We start from the raw sequence: 20,908 nt of genomic DNA, 5'->3' as shown, positions 1-20,908 counted from the left end.
ACCTCTCTTTCAGTTTTGCGCCCGATCGGGCGTCTCGGATTTAGTGTTGATGGCTACGTTTTGTTGGCGCGCGCCGGCTTGTTTGAGCTCTGCGACCCACTGCGGGTCGGCGTCGCCGATTTCGTTGTTCACAGGCAGATATCGTTCAGGAAACTCCCAGATCAGCACCTGTGGCGGGCTGTTCTTGAAGTCATCGCTTTTCAGGTAGCTGAGCATCGGCAGGATCGGGCCGTGGCCATCTTCGGCGTAATTGACCACGTCGCTGTGCAGCGCTTGCTTGAGCGCACCGACGAAGTTCCAGTTCGGGTTTGCGCTGTAGCTGGTGCCGATCAGGGCCACCGGCACTTCGCTGTTGGCGAACAGGGCGTCGTCCCCGGCAGGTTGCTCGACGGCCACGGTGTTGCGCTTTTGCAGCGGTTCCTTGGCCGGCATCAGGTTTTCGAACAGCGGATCCAGCGGCAGGAACAGACGCAGGTCGCCCTTGTGTGTGACCTTCTCCGCCGGGGTGGTGACGAAACGCTGCGGCTCGCCGCTGAGCGGGAACTTGTCGGCGATGGTCCTGGCCAGGGTGTTGGCGGCGATTTCCGCGCCTTCCGGGGTCCAGTGGGTGTCAGTGCGCAGGAACACTTGCTGACCGTTCTGCTTGGCCGCTTGCAGCGGGCCGAGCAGGTCGGGGGCGAGGATCTTGTCCGCCGCGACACGGGCGTGGAAGTCCTGATAAAGGTTGGCGTGGATGCTTGCCGGTTTCACTTCACCCAGGTGTTCCGGGTACAGGCGAGCCTTGGCCGGCACGATCGCCATCACCAGTTTTACGCCTTTCTCTTTCAGGGTCTGGCGCACACCTTCGACCAGCGCATAGTTGCCTTGCAGGTTCAGCTCTTCGTTGACGATCGGGTTGAATTCCTCATCGCTGTACAACCACTGATCGCGGCCGAGCACCACGCCCGGACGACCTTCGTTGAACAGTTTGAAATCCAGCGCGGCCCAGAGGTTGGTGCCCAGACGCTTGATCGGGAATTCGTCGTCGTAGTGGGTTTCCACGGCTTTGGTCCAGCGACCGTTGAGCACCGTCGCATCGGCGTTGGTGCTGAAGCCGAAGAAGCTGCGCACCGACCACAGACCGAGCACCAGCAGGGTCACCAGAAACAGCGCGATGTAGAAAATGCGTAATGAGCGGGTCATGTCAGATCCCTCAGAACTGGAAGTAAAGGAACGGCGAGAAGCTTTGCGCCGAGAGTTTGAGAATCGAGGCGATGAACAGCAGCAGGATCAGCCCGCGCATTACGTAGCGCGACCAGTCCGCGGTCCAGTAGGCCGGTTGCACCTGGGCTTCGACGCCGACGGTGTAGCCAGGCTCGTGGATGCTCGCCGGGTTTTCGCCCGGGGCTGCCTTGATCATTCCCGGAGTCGCTGTGGCCGGGCCATTGGCCTCGACGTTGACCTCAGGTTTGCTCTTGGCAGGCGGCTGATTGGTGTACAGATCGCGCAGGCCGAAAAACGCCAGAGTCACGTAAGCCACAACCAGGGTCGCGACTTGCAGACCGGTGAGGCTGGCCTGATTGAGTTCCGACAGCGACCAGTCGCCGAAGCTGAACATCGCGCCGTACATGCGGCCGGCAACGTGCAGGTTTTCGGCACGGAAGATCACCCAGCCCATGACCACCAGCAGGAAGGTCAGCGCCCAGCGAATCGGATTGAGGCTGCGCGGCGAAGTGTTCAGGCCCAGCGCTTTTTCGATCGCCAGCCACATGCCGTGCCATGCACCCCAGACGATGTAGGTGATGTTCGCGCCGTGCCACAGACCACCGAGCAGCATGGTCAGAAACAGGTTGCGATAGGTCATCAGCGTGCCTTTACGGTTGCCGCCGAGGGTGATGTAGAGGTAGTCGCGCAGCCAGGTCGACAGGCTGATGTGCCAGCGGCGCCAGAACTCGGTGATCGACTGGCTGATGTACGGCTGCTTGAAGTTTTCCATGAAGCGGAAACCCATCATCAGGCCCAGGCCGATGGCCATGTCGCTGTAACCGGAGAAGTCGAAATACAGCTGTGCGGTGTAGGCCAGCGCGCCGAGCCAGGCATCGCCCGTGGTCGGGTTTTGCAGGGCGAAGCAATGGTCGGCCACCACGGCGAGGGTGTCGGCGATGAACACCTTCTTGATGAAACCCTGCATGAACCGCGTGCAGCCCTCGGAGAACTTGTCGAGGGTGTGGGTGCGGTTGTTGAACTGATCGGCCAGGTCACGGAAACGCAGCACGGGGCCGGCGATCAGGTGCGGGAAGATCGCCACGAACGCTGCAAAGTCGATCAGGTTGCGGGTGGCCGGAGTGTCGCCGCGGTAGACGTCGATGATGTAGCTGATCGACTCGAAGATGTAGAACGAGATACCGATCGGCAACAGTACGTGGGTGAGGATGAACGGCTCAAGCCCCATCGAGGTCATGATCGCGTTGATGCTGTCGACGCCGAAGTTGGCGTACTTGAAGTAGCCGAGGATGCACAGGTCCACCGCCACACCGAGCAACAGCCAGCGCTGGGCCGGTTTGGTGCGCACGCCGGCGGCGCCGACTTTCAGGCCGATCCAGTAGTTCCACAGGGTGACGCCGGCGAACAGCGCCAGGAAGTCCACCCGCCACCACGCGTAGAACACGTAGCTGGCGATCAGCAGCAGCAGGTTGCGATAGCGTTGCCCGCTCAGGTAGTACAAGCCGAGAAAGATCGGCAAGAACAGAAACAGGAACACGTTGGATGAAAATACCATCCCGATCTCTCCATGTTTGAACCAACAGTCAAGGGCCAAAGCCCCCCCAAACCCCCCGTGGTGTTGGAGGGGTGAAACAGTCCTGCGATCGTTCCCACGCTCTGCGTGGGAACGATCAGCCGATCAGCGACTAACTGCCCTTGTTACCTTTCTCGTGCGAAGGGTCGTAGACCTTGGTCAGGTCGCCACCCAGTCGGAAGGTCTTGAACGGCTGCATGCCGTGCTTCTTCTCGATCACATCCGGCGAACAGGTGTAGAGGGTGCAGAACGGCTCAAGCCAGGCGAATTTCATGTCCTGTTTCAGGTCGGTCATGTCCTGCTCTTTGCCGTTCTTCTTCTCGAACTGATCCGGGTCTTTCACCCCGGCCAGCACCCGGTCACCCAGACGTTTCAGCGCGCCGTTGTTTTCCTGACGCAGATCCACACCGTTGACCTGGGCGAAACTGGCGATCATCGCCAGCGGCGGCAGGGCGTAGTTGTGATAGGCGAGGGCGCGTTGCTGGCGCTTGAGTTCGTTCGGCAGGAAACCGTCGGCATCGACTTGATTGACGCCGACCTTGTATTCCTTGACTGCCCAATCGAACAGGTCGCGGCGGTTGGTCGCGACCGACGTCGCCATCACCGACCACGCGGCCCAGTACGAGTGGTTGTTGGTTTTTTCCAGCGGCAGGTTGTCCCAGTCGCTGACCACCTGATCGGCCATTTTGCTGAACCAGGCTTCGATCACCTGGGCTTCCTGCTGGTGCTGGGCCAGCGGATGGGAGTCGGAGAACTTCAGGCGAATGTACGAAGAGGCCATGCTGCCCAGCGCCCATTTGCGCATCGACTTGCCGGTGTGGTTGAAATCCTTCGACATCAACGCATCGGCCTTGGCCCAGGCAGTCAACCAATTCAGCGTGCAATCGAGCTGTTCCGGACGACCGTCGCGCATGAACTGCATCACCCGTTTGGCGGTGCCGCGCTCCAGGGTGGTGATGTCTTTGGTGGTGTCGCGAAAGGCTTTTTCCGACTGCACGTTCAGCGTCGCGCGGGCCTTGTCCGAGCCTTCGTATTTGCTGCGAAATTGCAGTGGCCCGGTGTAGGGCGCCGGCATTGCATCGCAGCCTTCGCTCTTGTCGCCGGTCTTGAATTTATCCACAGGCGCAAAGTAGCCCTGAGGAGGACGCAGCGGCGCGGCGGCCTGCGCGGTGCCGGCGAAGATCGCCAGCCCGAGCAGTGTCGGCGCCAAAAGAGTTTTCAGTTTCGGATTTCGCATAGCAGACCTCATTGCCCGACCTGAGCGGTTTGTTGCCCAGCGCCCGGGAATACGTTGCGTTTGCAGATTTTCGCTTCGACTTTCTGTGGCGCGGTGCCCGCTTCCGGGCCCTGGACTTCGACCGCCAGCAGGTTTTGCGAGGCCCAGTCTTCGTCCGTGCGCAACTCAAAGGCGAAACGACCGTCGGTGTCGGAGGTTTCCGGTTTCTCGATCTTGACGTCCTCGTGGCGACCGTTCATGTACCAGAGGGTGGCTTGCAGGGTTTTCACCGAGGTGTCGGCGAAGCGGATGTCGACCTGATGGCTGCTGTTCTGCAGGTTCAGGTTCTTGCTGTTGACCAGCAGTTCTTGTTTGCCGCCCGGCTTGAGCGTGGTGCTGGCGGACATTTGCGCCTCTTTGCCTTCGCAGCCGTTGTCGAGCAGGGACATCATCTGGCGATAGATGGTTTCCTGGTCGAGGCGGTACAGCGGCGAGAATTCCCAGATAAGGATTTTCGGCGGCGTCTTCTGGAATTCGTCGCTGCCCAGGTACTGCAACATCGAACCTTCCAGACCGCCGCCGGGGAAGGCGACGTTGAGAATGTCGGCGCCGATGGCTTCTTCAAGGAAGCCGGCGAAGTTGTAGTTCTTGCCGCTGTGCGACGTACCCACGAGGGTGATCTGCGGATTGCCGGAATCACCGAACAGGTCGCCGTCGCCCGCTTCGCCTTTTGGCTCGGTGGTGAACTGGTCCATGTACTGGATCGCGTAACTGGTGCCGCACAGTTGCCCGGCCATGTTGTGCAGGGTGCCGGTCTTGCCCATGCGCCCGGAGCGTTTGGTTTCGAACTCACGCTTGGGAATGTCGGCGAAGGCCGGAATCTGCTTGACCTTTTCGGCGACGATTTTCGCCGTGCGCTGCGCACCGTATGGCGTCCAGTGCTGGTCGCCACGGAAGTAGAAATCGTGGGCGGGCAGGGTGTCCGGCAGCGATTCGTTGGTCAGCGGCGACAGGTCTGGCACCACGTAGCCCATCTTGGCGAAACGGCCGAGCATGGTCTTGTAGTTGCCCAGCGCTTTCTCGTAATCGAACGCGGCTTTTTCTGCCGGGTTGAGCTTGTTGCGGTTCACCAGACCTCGGGTCGGCTGGTAGACGATCACCAGTTCGACGCCTTTGGCCTTGAACGCATCGTGCAGCTGTTGCAGGCGTTTGTAGCCGGCCGGGGTGGTGTTGAACTCGGTGCGCAGGTCTTCCTGGGTCCGGAACAACCAGTCGCCCTGCGCCTGCACCAGAGTGGTGAAGTTCTGCTGGTAGCGAGTGGTGTAGTTCTTCGCGTCGTGGGCGGCCGGGCACAGGCTGCAGCAAGGCTCGGCCGTGAATTTCGGCGGCTGGACTTCATCTGCGCGGGCGCCGTTGCTGGCCGCCAGAATGCCCACGGTCAGGGCCGACAGGCTGAGTAATTTGATCAGGTGTGGGTGCATAAAATTATCCTCAGTCCTGCAATTCGGTCTGGCGTTCGACAGGGTCGATCAGCACGGCTTTCTGCTGGCGCACCAGCAGGTCGAGAATTTCATCCTGGCGCTCGCCGAGGATGCCGTTGAAGCTGATGCCGCTGGATTTGGTCGGCGCCAGCATCGACACGCGATACAGCTCGACACTCAACGGCGAATCGATCGACAGTGGGCCGCTGCCATTGGCCGCCAGTTCACCGCCGACCACGATCAGCGAGACCTGGGCGTCGAACGGGTCGAGCTTGATGTCACGGTCGGTGTCGGTCAGGTCCTTGATGTGCCCGTAGACGCCGGTCAGGCCGTTGGCCATGGCGACGTTTTCGTAGAGGCGGATGTTCACGCTGTTACGAATGCGGATGCCGTGGCGCTTGTTGCTGATGACCTTGTTGCCCCACAGCAGGTTGTCGGCGGACTCGTAGAGGGTGATGCCGTCGGTGTGGTTCTTGTAGATCTCGTTGTAGGCAATGATGTTGTTGACGCTGTTACGGTCGATCACCAGGCCCGAGAGGTGGTTGTCGTAGCTTTTGTTGTTGAAGATGAAGCTGTCGTTGACCTCGCGGGAAATGATGATCCCGTGCTTCTTCTTCGTGCCGTACACCGTGTTCTCGGCAATGATCAGACCGTGGGAGCGGTCGTGCGGGTCGATGCCGTAGACGATGTTGTCCTTGTAGGTGTTGCCCTTGACCACGAAGTCGCGGGTCTCGTAGCAGTAGAAGCCGTACCACATGTCCGAGAACTCGGAGCCGACGATCCAGCCAGTCGGCTCGGGACGCTTGAGCACCTTGGCCATGTTCGGCGTGTACTGGGAAATACTCACGCCGTAGGACTTACTGTTGGCGTAGCCGAAGCTGGCCATCTTGCTGTTGACGATGTAGGTCTCGGTGCCGCCCCAGGCCAGCAGGAACGGACGGAACTCCTTCGGCGAACGGAAGGTCGCCGGGCCGTTTTCCTTCTCGCGCCAGCCGGTGACCTTGGTGTCACGCACGAACAGCTGACCGTCGTTGACCAGGAACGAACCGGCCTCCTGGGACAGGCGCAATTCCTGGGTCTGGCCGTCGATTTCGAGGATGCCTTTGCGGCCGACCACGATCGGCAACTTCGCCAGATACACGCCCGGCGAGGTTTCGCTGAAGTACTGCTTCGGCAGCTTCTGCGCCAGCTCTTTCAGGTTCATGTAGCCGTCGTCGACGAAGATCGCCTGCGGGATGCCGTGCTGACGCACCACCCATTCGGCCATCTTGTTGTCGCCGCCGATGAAGTCCTTCAGGGCGTCTTCCTGCATCATCCGGCGCACACTGATCTTGCCCGGTTTGCTGCGCACGATTTTCGCGGCGGCGGCTTCGGCGGTGTAGCCGGAGAGGTCGGGCAATTTCGGCTTGGCCAGTTCCAGCGCTTCGGTCGGCGCGCTGCTGACGGTGTAGGTCTTGGCCTGTTGCAGCTCCTTGGCAGTGGTCACCGGCTTGGCTGGTTCCACACTGGCGAAGGCGCCGGCCGAGGCCAGCAGCATCGCGCCGGCCAGCAGGCTGATTGAGCCTTTGCGGGCACTGTTCATGTCGGGCACTCCCTTGGCGGTCAGCATCAGAAGCGCCAGATCACGTCGATGAACGCGCGGTGCATGTACGAATCAACTTGGCTGCCGTAGGCATCACCCGGCTTGAACACACCGCCACGGAAACGTACCAGCGCCGACGGCTCGTCGATCGACTGGCTCAGCGCTGCCGGCAGCAAGCCTTGCTTGAAGTACTTGGTGACCACCAGATCCATTTCCTGGCCCAGATCCTTGTTGCCGTCCTGCAGTGGCAGCGAGGTGCTGGAGAGGATCGCGCCGGTGACGTCGTCGGTGTTGTTTTCCACGGCGTTGATGCCGTTGCTGCCCACCGGCTTGTTGCCGTCCACGCGCCAGAACTTGTGGTAGATCAGGCTGGCGTCGTACTGGTCGTTGAGCATCCACGAACCGAACAGGGTGGCGGTCTGCATGTTGTTCATTTCGCCACGGAAGGCCTCGCCGAAACGGTGAACCCGCGAGCGAGTACCGGTGTAGTTCGAGCGGTTACTTTCCAGGCCGTTCTGTTCGTAATCGGCGCTGGCACGGGCGTACGCCGCACCGACCTGCCATTGCGGATCGAGGCGCAGACGCACACCGATGTCGGTCGCCCAGCCGTCGACGTTGTCACTGCGCTTGGCTTGCGCCGGGCGCGTGCCATCGGCGTTGAGGGCGTTGACCGTGTCGCGGTCGCCGCTCATGCCGGTGATGCTGCCCCAGTAGTTGACGGTGTTGGTGTTGCGCCAGTTGTAGGCGTCGCTGTCGGCGGTCAGGCCGAGCCAGCTGATGTCGCCGTTTTCTTTCTTGTCCAGCGAATCGCCGGCCACGCCTGGCTCCGGATAGTCGAGCTTGCCGTCGTCATGGGTGTGGTGGCCGCGAATGCCGACCCAGTTGCCCGGCGTCCATTGGTAAGCAGCATCGGCGTAGGCGTGCAGGCGATCCTTGTCTTTCGGCGCCAGCTCTTTCAAGTCGGTGCGGTATTCGCTGAAGCGTTCGGCGACACCGGCGTTGGCCCGCAACAGGGTGGTGTCGAAGGTCCAGTTCAGCGCTTCGATGTTGGTGTCGCGCCACTGGCCGTCGTCGTTGCGCAGACGCTGGCGACCGAACTTGAGGATCTCGCCGGGGTAGGGCGTCAGGCCGCTGTAGCCGACCCAGAACTCGCGCATCGCCAGGTAGTTTTTCTTGGTCTTGCGGTCGCCGTTGTCGGTGGTCTGGGTGCCTTCGCTGTCGGACTGCTGCAGGGTGTCGGTCTCGATGATGTCGGTCGAGGTCACGGCCTGGCCCATGGCATAGGCGCTCCACGCGCCGCTTTCGCCGTAGACCCACGGACGCAGGTCGAGGCCGAGGCCGTTGACGTCGCCGCCGCTGGCGGTGCCAAGGTCGCGGTCGTCTTCGGACTGGCCGGTGATTTTCACTTCGAGGCCGAAGTTCTTCGATTCAGTCATCGCGGCCAGGGTCGGGCAAGACCAGATCAGCGCGAACGTGAGGCCAATGCCGGCCTTCACAAAGGGATTCAATTTCATGGTTTTTCCTCGCCGTCTTCTTCTTGCAGGGCGTGCAGTTGCAGCGTGTTCTGGTTCAGGGCGCCACGGGTCGCCTGTTCCTGTTGCAGCAGGCGCTGGGCTTCGGCCAGGCGCTCGGGCGGCAGTTGGGCGGCGAGGGTGGTCGCCAGCTCATCGGCTTGCGGGGTGTTTTGCGCTTTGGCCAACTGGCTGAACACGTAGGCGTTGACTGGGTCGGGCTTGGTGCCCTTGCCTTGGGAAAACAGCTGGGCGATGGCGAAGTCGGCGCTGTTCTGGCCGTTGCGCGCAGCGGTCAGCAGATGGTCGAGGGCCTTCTGCGGATAGACCTTGCCCAGGTAGCCACGGCGGTAGATCTGGCCGAGGTAGTAATCGGCGGCGACTTCGCGGCCAACGGCTTTCTGGAAATGTTCCTCGGCGACTTTCGCGTCGGCCGGGACCAGTTTGCCTTCGTAGTAGAGCTTGCCCAGCAGCAGTTCGGCGCGCGGCTGGTCGGCGGCGCGGCCGTTGTCCAGGTACTTCATCATCTGGTCGATGTCGCCCAGTTCCGGGAAGTCATACAGCAGCTGCGCGAGGGTGACCCACGAGGCCGGATAACCCGGAGCGATCGGCTCAAGCAGCGACTGCGCGGTTTTTTCGTCGGTCTTGCCCAGGGTCGAATCGGCCAGCACACGGGCCACGGAATCCACCCGTTGAGCACTGACGGTGCCGCGGCTGTAACCGGCCTGCAGTTGTTTGATCAGTTCGGCCTGTTGCTCCGGCGCGCCACGTTTCTGATAGACCGTGGCCAGCTCGACGTAGCAGATGTCGGTGGTGTTGAGCGCGGCCTTGCAGATTTTTTCCACGTCATCCAGATGCTGGTCGTAAGTGCCCTGGGTGCGATACAGCAGCACCTGGGCGAGACCGGCTTCCGGGTAACCGGATTTGCGCCATTGATCGATCTGCTGCTGGGCGTTGATGTTCGGGAAGCTGTGCGGGAATTGCAGGTACAGCATCGCGAGCGGGATCAGCGTGTTGCCTTCGCCACTGGCGGCGGCTTTCTTCAGCAGGCTTTCGGCTTCCTGATGTTCGGCTTCGGTGGAGCCAGGCTTGGCCACCAGCAAGCGGCCGAGTCGGGCCTGGGCACGCGGCGAAACACTGGCGGCGGCGCGGTAGGTGGCTTCGGCCTGTTTCATCTGTTCCGGGTCGCGGCTGTCGACCTGAATATCGGCGAGGCCCACCTGGGCTTCGCTGTAACCCAGGTCGGCCAGCGCACGGTAGTTCTGCGCGGCGGTCGCGGTGTCACCGCGCTTGAGCGCTTCGTTGGCCAGACGCTGGTCGGGCAGGCCGGCGCAACCGGCCAGGGCGATTGCCATGGCCAGGGTCAGCGGGACCGGCAGGATTCTGATAGGGCTCGTCACGGGCATGTCCTCGACTTAAAGACCGGCAGCCATGGCTTTGTCGATCAGCCAGTTCAGGTTCGGACCACGGTCGCTGTTGACTTCCACCGGGCGGCCAGCAAAGCGGCTGTCCAGCGGCTCGTCAGGCTGGATTTGCACACGGATGTCGGAGGACAGGTCAGCGCTTTTCAGGCTAGTGCTGCTGACGATCTTGCCGGTGCGGGTCTTGTCTTCGCCGGCGATCTGGAAACTCACCGGGGTGCCCGGACGCACGTCGCCGAACTGGCGATAGGAGAAGCGCGCATCGACGGTGGCCTGGGTGTTGCGCGGCACCAGCTGGAAGATCACGTCGCCCTTGCTCGCGTACTGACCGTCGGCCACCAGTTGCTGGGCTACGGTGCAATCGCAAGGGGAGGTCAGGGTGCCGGTCATCTGCTTGCCGAACAGTTCTTCAACCTTGGCTGGCGACAGTTGATCTTCTTCCAGATGGCCCTTGAGTACGTCGAGCATGCTGGTGCTGAACGTCGCCAGCGGTGCGCCTTTTGCGGCGACGCCGTCGGACTTCACCAGGCTTTGCACGGTGCCGTCGCGCGGCATGGTGATGTTCATCCCCGGCACGCTGACCAGACCGGCCTGCGCATGGCTGACGAAGTACATGCTGTACACCGATTTGAAAATGAAACCCGCCGCCACCAGGCCGACCGCGAAGATACCGGCGCTGAAGGTCACGGCTTTCAGGCGACCGAACGGGGTCATGCCGGAGTCGCCGTCCTTGACCTTGCGCGCCTTGGTGAAGTTGTCGCGCTGCAGGGTTGCCAGCACTTCACCGATGCTGACGATGTCGCCGGCCAGGTGCGAAGTGATCAGGTGACGCAGGGTCGAAATGTCCTGCGGTTCAAGGTTCTGGAACTGGCAGCCAGCACGACCCGTCTGGCGGTCGAAGGAGCGCACTTGCAGTTCAACGTCCATGGCCAGGCCGAGGTTGTCGATGACGAACTGCAGACGCGCCTTGTACACCTCGCCGACGGTCAGCGGCAGTTGTCCGGCGTTGAACGCCAGACCACCGGCGGACAGGTCGAGGACCCGCGCTTCAACCGGAGTCCGGTCGGGGCCGAAGAAACGCAGCTTGGCCGGGATTTTCACACGGGCGTGCTGGCGCTGGGCTTCGGATTCATGCACTACGTTGGCGTTGACGGCGGTATTCATGGGGGCGATTTCCTTGTTAATTCAATAGGGGCAGGTCAGACCATCATCAGCAGCACGGCGACGAAAATGCTGCCGGCGGAGAAGGTCATGGTCCGAGACGACCAGGTGTTGAACCAACGTTGAAAGCTGGCGAGATCACGGGTCAGGGAAGTGGGTTGGCGAGTCCAGGATTGTTGGTCGAGGCGGAAGAACACGTAGATCTTCACCAGCGCACCGACGATCTGGTTGTAATAGAGAATTGCCGGGTAAGCCGGGCCGATCCGGTGGCCGGAGCAGGACAGCAGCAGCGTCAGAATCAGACGGGTGATGCCGATCCACAGCAGGTAAACCAGGATGAACGCGGTGCCGTACTTGAAGCTGGCGATGATTGCCACGGTCAGGCCGAGCAAGGATGTCCACATCGATACGCGCTGGTCGAACAGCACCACCGAGGTGAAGGCGCCGAGGCGTTTCACACCCAGGCCCAGCGCCCGGGAGTTCTGCCGCAGGTTGTTGCCGTACCAGCGGAACATCAGTTTGCGGCTGGCCTTGATGAAGCTCTTTTCCGGCGGGTGTTCAACGGTATTGATCGCGGCATCCGGCACGTAGAAGGTGTCGTAGCCCAGGCGCATCAGGCTGAACCAGCTCGACTTGTCGTCGCCGGTCAAGAACTTGAATCGGCCCAGGCGCCAGTGTTGCAGCGAGTCGCTTTCGACGTCGGCGATGAATTCCGGATTGGTGACCACGGTGGCGCGGAACACCGACATGCGGCCGGTCATGGTCAGCACACGCTTGGACAGGGCCATCGAGCACATGTTGATGTGGCGCTGGGCGAAACGCAGCTTGTGCCATTCGCTCATGATGTAGCCGCCGCGCACTTCGCAGAACTCGTTGGTGGTCAGGCCGCCGACGTTGCCGAACATCTGGAACCACGGCACGGTTTTGCGCACTACGCCTTCGCCGAGCACGGTGTCGCCATCGATCACGGCCACCACGGCGCGGTCGTCCGGCAGGTGACGGGAGATCGCGCGGAAACCATAGGCCAGGCCATCGCGTTTGCCGGTGCCGGGAATGCGTACGAAGTCGAGTTTCACGCGGTCTGGCGGATTCATCCGCGCCCACAGTGCCTTGACCAGCAGCTCATCGGACATTTCGACGATGGAGCAGACCACGGTGGTTGGCAGTTCGCAGTCGATGGCTTCGCGGATCACCGAGCTGTAAACCTGCGCGGTGGTCAACGCGTCGATGCGAAAACTGGTGACCATCAGAAACACATGGGACGGGTCCGCCGCCTTACCCAGCTTGCGAACCTTGCGGCGCAGGTGCGGGTAGACGATGTAGAGAAAAATCATGCCGCGCACAAAGTGCGTGGCACCCATCGAGTAGCGCCAGATACCTACGGCGCCAATCAGGAAAATGAAGTCCTTCGACTCGGAGTCGAATGTGGACGTGGGCAGCATCAGGGCCAGGCCCATCAGCAGGCTCAGAAACAAAAGCCAGCCGGCGGATTGCAGAAAAAAATGTTTGAGCTTGGACATGACCGTCATCCGAAGGTGATGGGGGCTTCAAGCCGCCCGCCGATTCACGGCGTGCGGCCTGAAGCTCGAGGCTTGCTGCTGCGTTACCAGCAGATCCCTTCGGTACGGCTACCGGCGCTGGTGGCCTTGGACATGAAGCCCACCAGGTCGATCACCTGCTTGCCCTGCGGCGCTTCTTCGGCGAGGGCGCGGAACTTCTCGTCGCGGTTGCCGAGGATGATCACGTCGGAGTTGTCGATCACCGAATCGAAGTCCGAATTGAGCAGGGACGATACGTGCGGGATCTTCGACTCGATGTAGTCCTTGTTTGCGCCGTGGACACGGGCGTACTGGACGTTGCTGTCGTAGATGCTCAGGTCGTAGCCCTTGCCGATCAGCATCTCGGCCAGTTCCACCAGCGGACTTTCGCGCAGGTCGTCGGTGCCGGCCTTGAAGCTCAGGCCGAGCAGGGCGACTTTGCGTTTGTCGTGGCTTTCAACGATGTCGAAGGCGTTCTGCACTTGCGATTCGTTGCTGCGCATCAGCGAGTTGAGCAGCGGCGCTTCGACGTCCAGGGAACCGGCGCGGTAGGTCAGGGCGCGCACATCTTTCGGCAGGCACGAACCGCCGAAGGCGAAGCCCGGGCGCATGTAGTACTGGGACAGGTTGAGGGTCTTGTCCTGGCAGACCACGTCCATCACTTCGCGGCCATCGACGCCCACGGCTTTGGCGATGTTGCCGATCTCGTTGGCGAAGGTCACTTTGGTGGCGTGCCAGACGTTGCAGGTGTACTTGATCATCTCGGCAACGGCGATGTCCTTGCGGATGATCGGTGCGTCGAGTTCTTCGTACAGCGATTGCAGAACGTCACCCGACGCCTTGTCGAACTCGCCGATGACGGTCATCGGTGGCAGGTCGTAGTCGGCGATCGCGGTGGATTCACGCAGGAACTCAGGGTTCACGGCGACACCGAAATCAACGCCGGCTTTCTTGCCGGAGCAGTCTTCGAGGATCGGGATGACAACGTTTGCCACGGTGCCCGGCAATACGGTGCTGCGCACCACGATGGTGTGGCGGGTGGACTTTTCACGCAGGACAAAACCGATCTCGCGGCATACCGCTTCGATGTAGTTCAGTTCCAGGTCGCCGTTCTTTTTGCTCGGCGTACCGACGCAGATCATCGACAGGTCGGTGTCGCGAATCGCTTCGGCGAAGTTGGTCGTGCCGCGCAGACGACCGGTCTGAATACCTTGTGCCAGCAACTCGCCCAGGCCCGGTTCGACAATGGGAGATTTGCCAGCGTTGATCATGTCGATCTTGTCTTTGGCAACATCGACGCCCACTACGTCGTGGCCCCGAGCAGACAGGCAACCGGCACATACTGCGCCAACGTAACCCAAACCAAATATGCTGATGCGCATCGCAATTACCTCTGTATATATCAGGCCTTAGAGGGCCGGAGTTAATGGTGTTCAGCGTTCATTAGTGCACTCGAAAGTGCGGCATACAGGCGCCACAATGCCGTGTGCAGGCATACTTAAGTTCCGAGTGTCTAAATAAGTGCACTCAAGATGTGCGCAACCAGGCCTTGTTGTTATGACGTGCCCTGTTATGCAGCCGATCTTCTTTGGAGAAGACTCTTGTGCAATCGTCTTGCGCGCTCGATGTCAGGATGAAAGTCCCGTAAATCAAGCGGTTGGGTGCTCAGGTGAGCACGTTTATAAGGGCGCGGCCATGGCCTTTGTAGGGGATATTAATGGTGCGTATCTCCTGTCCATCGTCTGCTTTGAGACTAGTTAGTCATCTAGGCAAGTTGCTGTGACAACTTGGTTACATGGCTATCTGCTCCGCGTAAGTTATCTCGTACAAACTCGGCGAGAATCGTTACCGGTGGTATGAGCTATGCATTCGGACGAAGTTCCTGTCCGCTCATCGCGAAATCTGAAATTTCTTGAAATATTGTCAGAGATGGCACCAGTATCAATTTGATAGCAGTTTCGTTTTCGACCTTTAATAACAGGCGAAAAATCACGTTAGATAGTTTTGTGCCACTACGGTGAAAAAATTTAGGTGCCACTACTGAAAAAAATGATCAGTGTCGAGTGAAACTAATCTTAGAAAAGACAGGGATGTTTTTCTGGCGCCAGTAAAATGGCGAAATGTGGCGGGGGTTTTTTGACATCGTGCGAGCTGCACGACTCTTCATATAAAGAGTCGTGCATTAGGCATGCTTTATTCGGGGGCGTGATCGCGTAGAAACACCAGATTATCCGGTTTCGATTGCTCGGCGCTGTAGCGATAACCCTGCACATCGAACTGCTTGAGCAGGGCCGGATCGTTGATTTTTTCCTGGATCACGAAGCGGCTCATCAGGCCCCGGGCTTTCTTGGCGTAGAAGCTGATGATCTTGTACTGGCCGTTTTTCAGGTCCTTGAATTCGGTGTTGATGATCCGCGCATTCAAGGCTGTGCGTTTGACCGCCGAGAAGTATTCGTTGGACGCCAGGTTCAGCAGCACGTCGTCGCCCTGGTCGGCCAGCGCTTCATTCAGCCATTCGCTGATGCGCGTGCCCCAGAAGGCGTACAAGTCCTTGCCACGGGCGTTGGCCAGTTTGGTGCCCATTTCCAGGCGATACGGCTGCATCAGGTCGAGCGGCCGCAGCAGGCCGTAAAGGCCGGAGAGCATGCGCAGGTGCTGTTGCGCGTAATCGAAGTCGGCTTCGCTGAACGACTGGGCATCAAGCCCGGTGTAGACGTCGCCCTTGAAGGCCAGCAGTGCCTGTTTGGCGTTTTCCGGGGTGAACGCCGGTGTCCAGCTGCCGAAACGCGCGGCGTTAAGGCCGCCGATCTTGTCGGACACGTGCATCAGTTCGCTGATCTGCGCCGGGCTCAGCTCGCGCAGTTGCTGGATCAGTTCCTGGGAATGGTCGAGGTATTGCGGCTGGGTGAAGCGCTGGGTCGCCGGCGGTGTTTCGTAATCGAGGGTCTTGGCGGGGGAAATCACCATCAGCATGAAGTCGTCTCCTTTAATCGTGGGGGCGATTCTAGGGGGTTGGGGCGGATGACTCCAGCTATCGCGTCCATAGGTGATCGGCGGTTTACGAGCCGGATCGGCTATAGTGCGGCGCGGGTTTTGTTATGGAGACACCCTTTGCGCATTGTTCTTTTTTTCACCGCGTGGCTGTTGAGCGTCGGTGCCGTTGCGGCGCCGGGCGATATCGCGACGCTGGATCGCAGCACCTGGCCGGAAAAACTCGACAATCCGACCCTGTTTGATGTCGCCTCGCGGGCGGAAATCCTGATGTTCGCCCGAGGCCTGCTCGGCACCGAAGCCCTGGACGAAGCGGCGCTCGCCCAGCGTCTGGGGCTGCGCACGGTCAATCTGGATGCAATCAACAGCCTGCGCGAGCGCCTGTGGCAGCGTCTGCTCGCCAACTACAACTTTGCCCAGCAAAGCTGCGATCAGGATGCCTCGTTCTGCTTCCTCGTCGAAGACCTGCCGACCCTGCGCGAACAGGCCGCCAAATTCGTGGTCAGCGACGAAAGCTATTACACCAAATGGGCCGAGCCGAGCCGGATCTTCCACCTGCAATACCTCGATGAACTGATGCGCAAGGCGGCGCTCTCGCCGCAGACCAGCAGCGAACTCGATCATTTCGGAGACTACGAGCGCAACGGCGACGACATGCACGACCGCCTGTTTCTGCTGAGTTTCGACAGCGCCGCCAACCTGCAACCGGACAACACCGACTGGCTCGCCGAGTACTTGCGCAAGTCGAATCTGAGCGGCACGTTCTTCATGTTGGGCAAGGATGTTCAGGCGCGGCTGGCTGACCGTTCCGTCAGCAGCCTGCAAGCGGCCTTTTCGCAGCAGTGCGTCGGCGTGCAGGGCTGGGAGTTCCGCTCTCACAGCCACTGGCAGGACTGGCAGGATTCGGTGCGGCGCAGTGCCGATCTGGTCAAGAACAAGTTGCCGGAGAACTACGTGCCGCTGTTCCGTCCACCGGAAGGCCAACGTCGCAGCGATGCCCGCAGTTTCTTCAACAGTCAGGGCCTGCAAGTGGCGCTGTGGGACATCGATGCCCAGGATGGCGCCGGCAAGCTCAAGGGCGCTCCGAGCGCGCAGCGGGTGCTGACCCTGATGCTGCTGTGGCGGCACGGGGTGATCAATTTCAACATGAAGCAGGATGCGGTGAAGACTGCGTTGCCGTGGCTGATCGCGCAAACCGCGCAAAGCGGCATCGGCTGGGAAGACTGTCAGGACGCGTTTCGCTGAAAAACGGCAAGAGCCCGGAAACATTGGGCTTGGGGTGAATTTTTTGCAGAATTCGATGCAGGCGGACTTCCGACTCTAACGGGGGCAGGGCGGTCCGCCAAGGGCTTTTCGTCACTTTGCAAAATAAACTTCAAAAAAGCGTCAAAGTGCTTTTTTCTGTCACGGGTTTTGGAGTATTACGAAGTCAGACCGCCGAAACCTGCAACACAGGTGGCGTCTTCCAAGACCCATTTTGTGTGCGGTTCACCTGCTATCCCGACAAAAGCTGTGCAGGTGGATTCGGCAGTCACTTCGAGGCGCAGCACCGCCGAGGTATTGCGTCGAATGGCTCCCACAAAGGTGACCGAGTATGGATGATCACGGACGTAGCCCTTCCTCCAACCAGCCAATCCTTTATGTACTCGATACCAACGTACTGATTCACGATCCAAACGCCCTGCTGAATTTCGAAGAACACCACGTCGCGATCCCGATGACCGTGCTTGAAGAGCTGGACAAGCTCAAGAGCGGGCATCACAGCGTGGCCGCCGAATGCCGTCAGGCTATCCGGCTGATCGACAAGACCCTGGGCGATGCTTCACCCGATGATGTCGAACAGGGCGTGCCGATCCAGCGCGGCAAGGGCGGCCCGAAGGGCTTGCTGTCAATTCTGATGAGCAAGCAGGCCGAATCGAACCTGATTCTGCCCGAGCATCTGAACGACAACAAAATCATCAACCAGCTGATCGACCTGCATACCCGCGACCCGAAAAAACCGGTGGTGCTCGTTACCAAAGACATCAACATGCGCCTCAAGGCGCGCGCCTGCGGGATCGACGCCGAGGACTACAGCACCGACCAGCTTGTCGACGACGTGTCCCTGCTGCCCAACGGCTATCACAACATGACCGGCTCCTTCTGGGACCGCGTGAGCAAGGTCGAAACCCGTCAGGACCACGGCCGCACCTGGCATCAGGTACAGCTGATCGACAACCTGCCTGCCGTGCACATCAACGAGTTCATCATCGATGAGCAGGGCTTCGTCGGCTGGATCAAGGAGATCGAAGAAGACAAGCTGCTGATCCTCGACCTGCACCAGGAACCGCTGTTGCACCAGGAAGCCTGGGGCCTCAAGCCACGGGACATCTACCAGAGCCTGGCGCTGTACGCGCTGCTGGATCCGGATATTCACCTGGTCAACCTGTCCGGCGCCGCCGGCTCGGGTAAAACCATTCTGGCGCTGGCCGCGGCGATCGAGCAGACCATGGTCAGCAAGCGCTATCGCCGCATCATCGCCACCCGCAGCGTGCAGGGCCTGGACCAGGAAATCGGCTTCCTGCCCGGCACCGAGGCGGAAAAAATGGAGCCGTGGCTGGGCGCCATCACCGACAACCTCGAAGCCTTGCACATGGATGACGAAAACACCCATGGCAGCGTCGACTACATCCTCAGCAAAGTGCCGTTGCAGTTCAAATCGCTCAACTACATTCGCGGTCGCAGCTTCCAGCAGAGCCTGATCCTGATCGACGAATGCCAGAACCTCACGCCGCACCAGATGAAAACCATCATCACCCGGGCCGGCGCCGGTTCCAAAGTGGTGTGCCTGGGCAACCTGGCACAGATCGACACCCCTTACCTGTCCGCGACCAGTTCCGGGCTGACTTACCTGACCGAACGCTTCAAGGATTTCCCCAACGGTGTGCACATTACCCTGCAAGGGGTGCCTCGCTCGATCCTGGCCGAATACGCCGAATCGCATCTGTAACCGTCAAACCGAACCGGGCGACTGCAAAGTCGCCCGGTTTTTTATGTGCGCAATTCTGACCCCCAGGTTTACAATCGACGCTCCTGATCAGGAGTAATCCCGTGCTGACTCATCTCGATTCCCAAGGTCGCGCCAACATGGTCGACGTCACCGAAAAAGCCGTGACGTTCCGTGAAGCGACGGCCCAAGCGCTGGTGCGCATGCTGCCCGACACCCTGCAGATGATCGTCAGCGGTGGCCATCCCAAGGGCGACGTGTTCGCCGTGGCGCGCATTGCCGGCATTCAGGCGGCGAAGAAAACCAGTGACCTGATTCCCCTGTGCCATCCGTTGATGCTGACCGGCGTCAAGGTCGAACTCAGTGCCGAAGGCGATGACGCGGTGCGCATCGTGGCTCGCTGCAAATTGTCCGGGCAGACTGGCGTCGAGATGGAAGCGCTGACCGCCGCCAGCGTCGCCGCCCTGACCATCTACGACATGTGCAAGGCCGTGGATCGTGGCATGACCATCGAAAGCGTACGTCTGCTGGAAAAGGTTGGCGGCAAGAGCGGGCATTTCCAGGCGGAGCAGCCATGAACCTGACTGTGAAGTTTTTTGCCCGTTACCGCGAGGCGCTGGGCGTGGATTCGGTGAAGGTCGAAGGTGATTTCGCCACCGTCGATGACGTTCGTGCGTTGCTGGCGCAGCGTGAGGGCGCCGAGGTGCTGAGCGAACAGAACCTGATGTGCGCGCGCAACGAAGACCTCTGCCAGCTCGACGAACCGGTGGTCGATGGCGACGAAGTAGCGTTTTTCCCTACCGTGACCGGAGGCTGAGACATGGGCATTCGGGTGCAGTCCGAGCCGTTCGATCCCGGCGCTGAAGTCAACGCGATGCACGCGGCCAATGTCGGGGTCGGCGCGGTGGTGAGCTTTGTCGGCTACGTGCGCGACTTCAACGACGGCCTGGATGTCGCCGGGATGTTCCTCGAACACTATCCGGGCATGACCGAAAAGGCCCTCGGCAAGATCGCCGTTGAAGCCGAGCAGCGCTGGCCGCTGTTGAAGCTGGAAGTGCTGCACCGCATCGGCGCGCTGGAACCGGGTGAGCCGATCGTGTTCGTCGCCGCCGCCAGCGCCCACCGCCAGGCGGCGTTCGACGCCTGCGCCTTCGTCATGGATTACCTGAAAACCCGCGCACCGTTCTGGAAGAAAGAAAACACCAGCGACGGCCCGCGCTGGGTCGAAGGTCGCGACAGCGATCATGCGGCGGCGGATCGCTGGAAGCAGTAACTCCTCTCCCCAGCCTATCTCCCTCGACTCTCGACCATCGGCTGACGCCGATGGTGTTTGTCCAATTGACGGTTTGTACGTAAAAGTCCAGTATGGATTTACAAGTACAAAAAAGGTCTTTTCCCCGTTTCAGCTTTTTCTTCTGTCTTGCCAAACCAACAACAACCCGCGAGAGAACGAACATGAAGAAATTCCCCCTCATCACCGGTCTGGCGCTGAGCCTGTTGGCGTGCAGCAGCGCGTTCGCCGCCGAGAAAACCCTGCGCATCGGTATCGAAGCGGCGTATCCGCCCTTCGCCTCGAAGACCGACAAGGGTGAAATCGTCGGTTTCGACTACGACATCGGCAATGCCCTGTGCGCGCAGATGCAGGTCAAGTGCGTGTGGGTCGAGGGCGAGTTCGACGGTCTCATTCCTTCCCTGAAAGTGAAGAAAATCGACATGGCGCTGTCGTCCATGACCATCAATGAAGACCGCAAGAAGTCGGTGGACTTCACCCACAAGTACTATTTCACCTCGTCGCGGCTGGTGATGAAGGAAGGCGCGAGCGTCGATGACCAGTACGCCAGCCTCAAGGGCAAGACCGTCGGCGTGCAGCGTGCGACTACCACCGACCGTTACGCCACCGAGGTGTTCGAGCCCAAGGGCATCAACGTCAAGCGCTACGGCAACAACGAAGAAATCTACATGGACCTGGCGGCCGGGCGTCTCGATGCGATTTTCGCCGACACCATCCCGCTGACCGACTTCCTGTCGATGCCGCGCGGCAAGGGTTACGCCTTCGTCGGGCCTGAGCTGAAGGATCCGAAATACGTGGGCGAGGGCGCGGGGATTGCGGTGCGCAAGGGCAACACCGAACTGGTCAGCCAGTTGAACACTGCCATCGACGGCATTCGCGCGAGTGGCGAGTATCAGAAAATTTCCGAGAAGTACTTCAAGTCGGACATCTACGGCGACTGAGTCTGAAGACCGT

General features: G+C 60.4%; 17 protein-coding genes. 6 read left to right on the top strand and 11 right to left on the bottom strand.

Annotated features, from left to right (window positions below; translation table 11 throughout):
• Nucleotides 1-9: 9 nt before the first annotated feature.
• From C1X29_RS07125 to yaaA, 11 genes are all read right to left on the bottom strand, one after another.
• Nucleotides 10-1,182, bottom strand: coding sequence for an alginate O-acetyltransferase (locus C1X29_RS07125; protein WP_085746987.1), 1,173 nt, complete (start codon nucleotides 1,180-1,182; stop codon nucleotides 10-12).
• 10 nt (nucleotides 1,183-1,192) lie between these two features.
• The gene (locus tag C1X29_RS07120; protein WP_102717129.1) at nucleotides 1,193-2,758 is read right to left on the bottom strand and encodes an MBOAT family protein; all 1,566 of its coding nucleotides are present in this window, start codon (nucleotides 2,756-2,758) and stop codon (nucleotides 1,193-1,195) included.
• Nucleotides 2,759-2,888: 130 nt separating this feature from the next.
• Complete coding sequence (locus C1X29_RS07115) at nucleotides 2,889-4,013, bottom strand: mannuronate-specific alginate lyase (RefSeq protein WP_102717128.1); 1,125 nt, start codon at nucleotides 4,011-4,013, stop codon at nucleotides 2,889-2,891.
• An 8-nt stretch (nucleotides 4,014-4,021) separates the two neighbouring features.
• Nucleotides 4,022-5,473 (bottom strand): alginate O-acetyltransferase, encoded by a 1,452-nt coding sequence (locus tag C1X29_RS07110; protein ID WP_102717127.1) that lies wholly within the window; start codon nucleotides 5,471-5,473, stop codon nucleotides 4,022-4,024.
• A 10-nt stretch (nucleotides 5,474-5,483) separates the two neighbouring features.
• Nucleotides 5,484-7,055 (bottom strand): mannuronan 5-epimerase AlgG, encoded by a 1,572-nt coding sequence (algG, locus tag C1X29_RS07105; RefSeq protein WP_102717171.1) that lies wholly within the window; start codon nucleotides 7,053-7,055, stop codon nucleotides 5,484-5,486.
• A 26-nt stretch (nucleotides 7,056-7,081) separates the two neighbouring features.
• On the bottom strand, nucleotides 7,082-8,569 hold the full coding sequence (locus C1X29_RS07100) for an alginate export family protein (RefSeq protein ID WP_102717126.1): 1,488 nt from the start codon (nucleotides 8,567-8,569) through the stop codon (nucleotides 7,082-7,084).
• Nucleotides 8,566-9,972 (bottom strand): alginate biosynthesis TPR repeat lipoprotein AlgK, encoded by a 1,407-nt coding sequence (gene algK, locus C1X29_RS07095; protein WP_102717125.1) that lies wholly within the window; start codon nucleotides 9,970-9,972, stop codon nucleotides 8,566-8,568. Before algK ends, C1X29_RS07100 begins: the two co-directional genes overlap by 4 nt.
• Before the next feature lie 9 nt (nucleotides 9,973-9,981).
• Nucleotides 9,982-11,151, bottom strand: coding sequence for an alginate biosynthesis protein Alg44 (locus C1X29_RS07090; protein WP_102717124.1), 1,170 nt, complete (start codon nucleotides 11,149-11,151; stop codon nucleotides 9,982-9,984).
• A gap of 35 nt (nucleotides 11,152-11,186) precedes the next feature.
• Nucleotides 11,187-12,668, bottom strand: coding sequence for a mannuronan synthase (gene alg8, locus C1X29_RS07085; RefSeq protein WP_163974069.1), 1,482 nt, complete (start codon nucleotides 12,666-12,668; stop codon nucleotides 11,187-11,189).
• Nucleotides 12,669-12,751: 83 nt separating this feature from the next.
• Complete coding sequence (locus C1X29_RS07080; RefSeq protein WP_011332560.1) at nucleotides 12,752-14,068, bottom strand: nucleotide sugar dehydrogenase; 1,317 nt, start codon at nucleotides 14,066-14,068, stop codon at nucleotides 12,752-12,754.
• Between the two features lie 811 nt (nucleotides 14,069-14,879).
• The gene (gene yaaA / locus C1X29_RS07075) at nucleotides 14,880-15,659 is read right to left on the bottom strand and encodes a peroxide stress protein YaaA (RefSeq protein WP_064382456.1); all 780 of its coding nucleotides are present in this window, start codon (nucleotides 15,657-15,659) and stop codon (nucleotides 14,880-14,882) included.
• Between the two features lie 138 nt (nucleotides 15,660-15,797).
• On the opposite strand from yaaA, the gene C1X29_RS07070 reads away from it, so the two are divergent.
• From C1X29_RS07070 to C1X29_RS07045, 6 genes are all read left to right on the top strand, one after another.
• A complete protein-coding gene (locus C1X29_RS07070; RefSeq protein WP_102717123.1) occupies nucleotides 15,798-16,922 on the top strand; it encodes a polysaccharide deacetylase family protein in 1,125 nt (374 codons plus the stop codon).
• Nucleotides 16,923-17,271: 349 nt separating this feature from the next.
• Entirely contained in the window at nucleotides 17,272-18,666 is a 1,395-nt protein-coding gene (locus C1X29_RS07065) for a PhoH family protein (protein WP_007957320.1), read from the top strand.
• 101 nt (nucleotides 18,667-18,767) lie between these two features.
• Nucleotides 18,768-19,241, top strand: a complete 474-nt coding sequence (moaC, locus tag C1X29_RS07060) for a cyclic pyranopterin monophosphate synthase MoaC (protein WP_007957321.1) — start codon at nucleotides 18,768-18,770, stop codon at nucleotides 19,239-19,241.
• Entirely contained in the window at nucleotides 19,238-19,480 is a 243-nt protein-coding gene (locus tag C1X29_RS07055) for a MoaD/ThiS family protein (RefSeq protein ID WP_085608143.1), read from the top strand. Before moaC ends, C1X29_RS07055 begins: the two co-directional genes overlap by 4 nt.
• Before the next feature lie 3 nt (nucleotides 19,481-19,483).
• Nucleotides 19,484-19,936 carry a molybdopterin synthase catalytic subunit MoaE gene (moaE, locus tag C1X29_RS07050; protein WP_102717122.1) on the top strand — a complete coding sequence of 151 codons (453 nt, stop codon included), beginning with the start codon at nucleotides 19,484-19,486 and terminating at the stop codon, nucleotides 19,934-19,936.
• A 182-nt stretch (nucleotides 19,937-20,118) separates the two neighbouring features.
• Nucleotides 20,119-20,895 carry an ABC transporter substrate-binding protein gene (locus C1X29_RS07045; RefSeq protein WP_011332566.1) on the top strand — a complete coding sequence of 259 codons (777 nt, stop codon included), beginning with the start codon at nucleotides 20,119-20,121 and terminating at the stop codon, nucleotides 20,893-20,895.
• Nucleotides 20,896-20,908: the final 13 nt, after the last annotated feature.

Source organism: Pseudomonas sp. GW456-12-10-14-LB2 (genome assembly GCF_002884345.1).
In the GTDB taxonomy this organism is placed as follows: Bacteria; Pseudomonadota; Gammaproteobacteria; order Pseudomonadales; family Pseudomonadaceae; genus Aquipseudomonas; species Aquipseudomonas paraglycinae.
The sequence above is the reverse complement of the archived record's forward strand: the minus strand, read 5'-3'. Positions and strand labels throughout refer to the sequence as shown.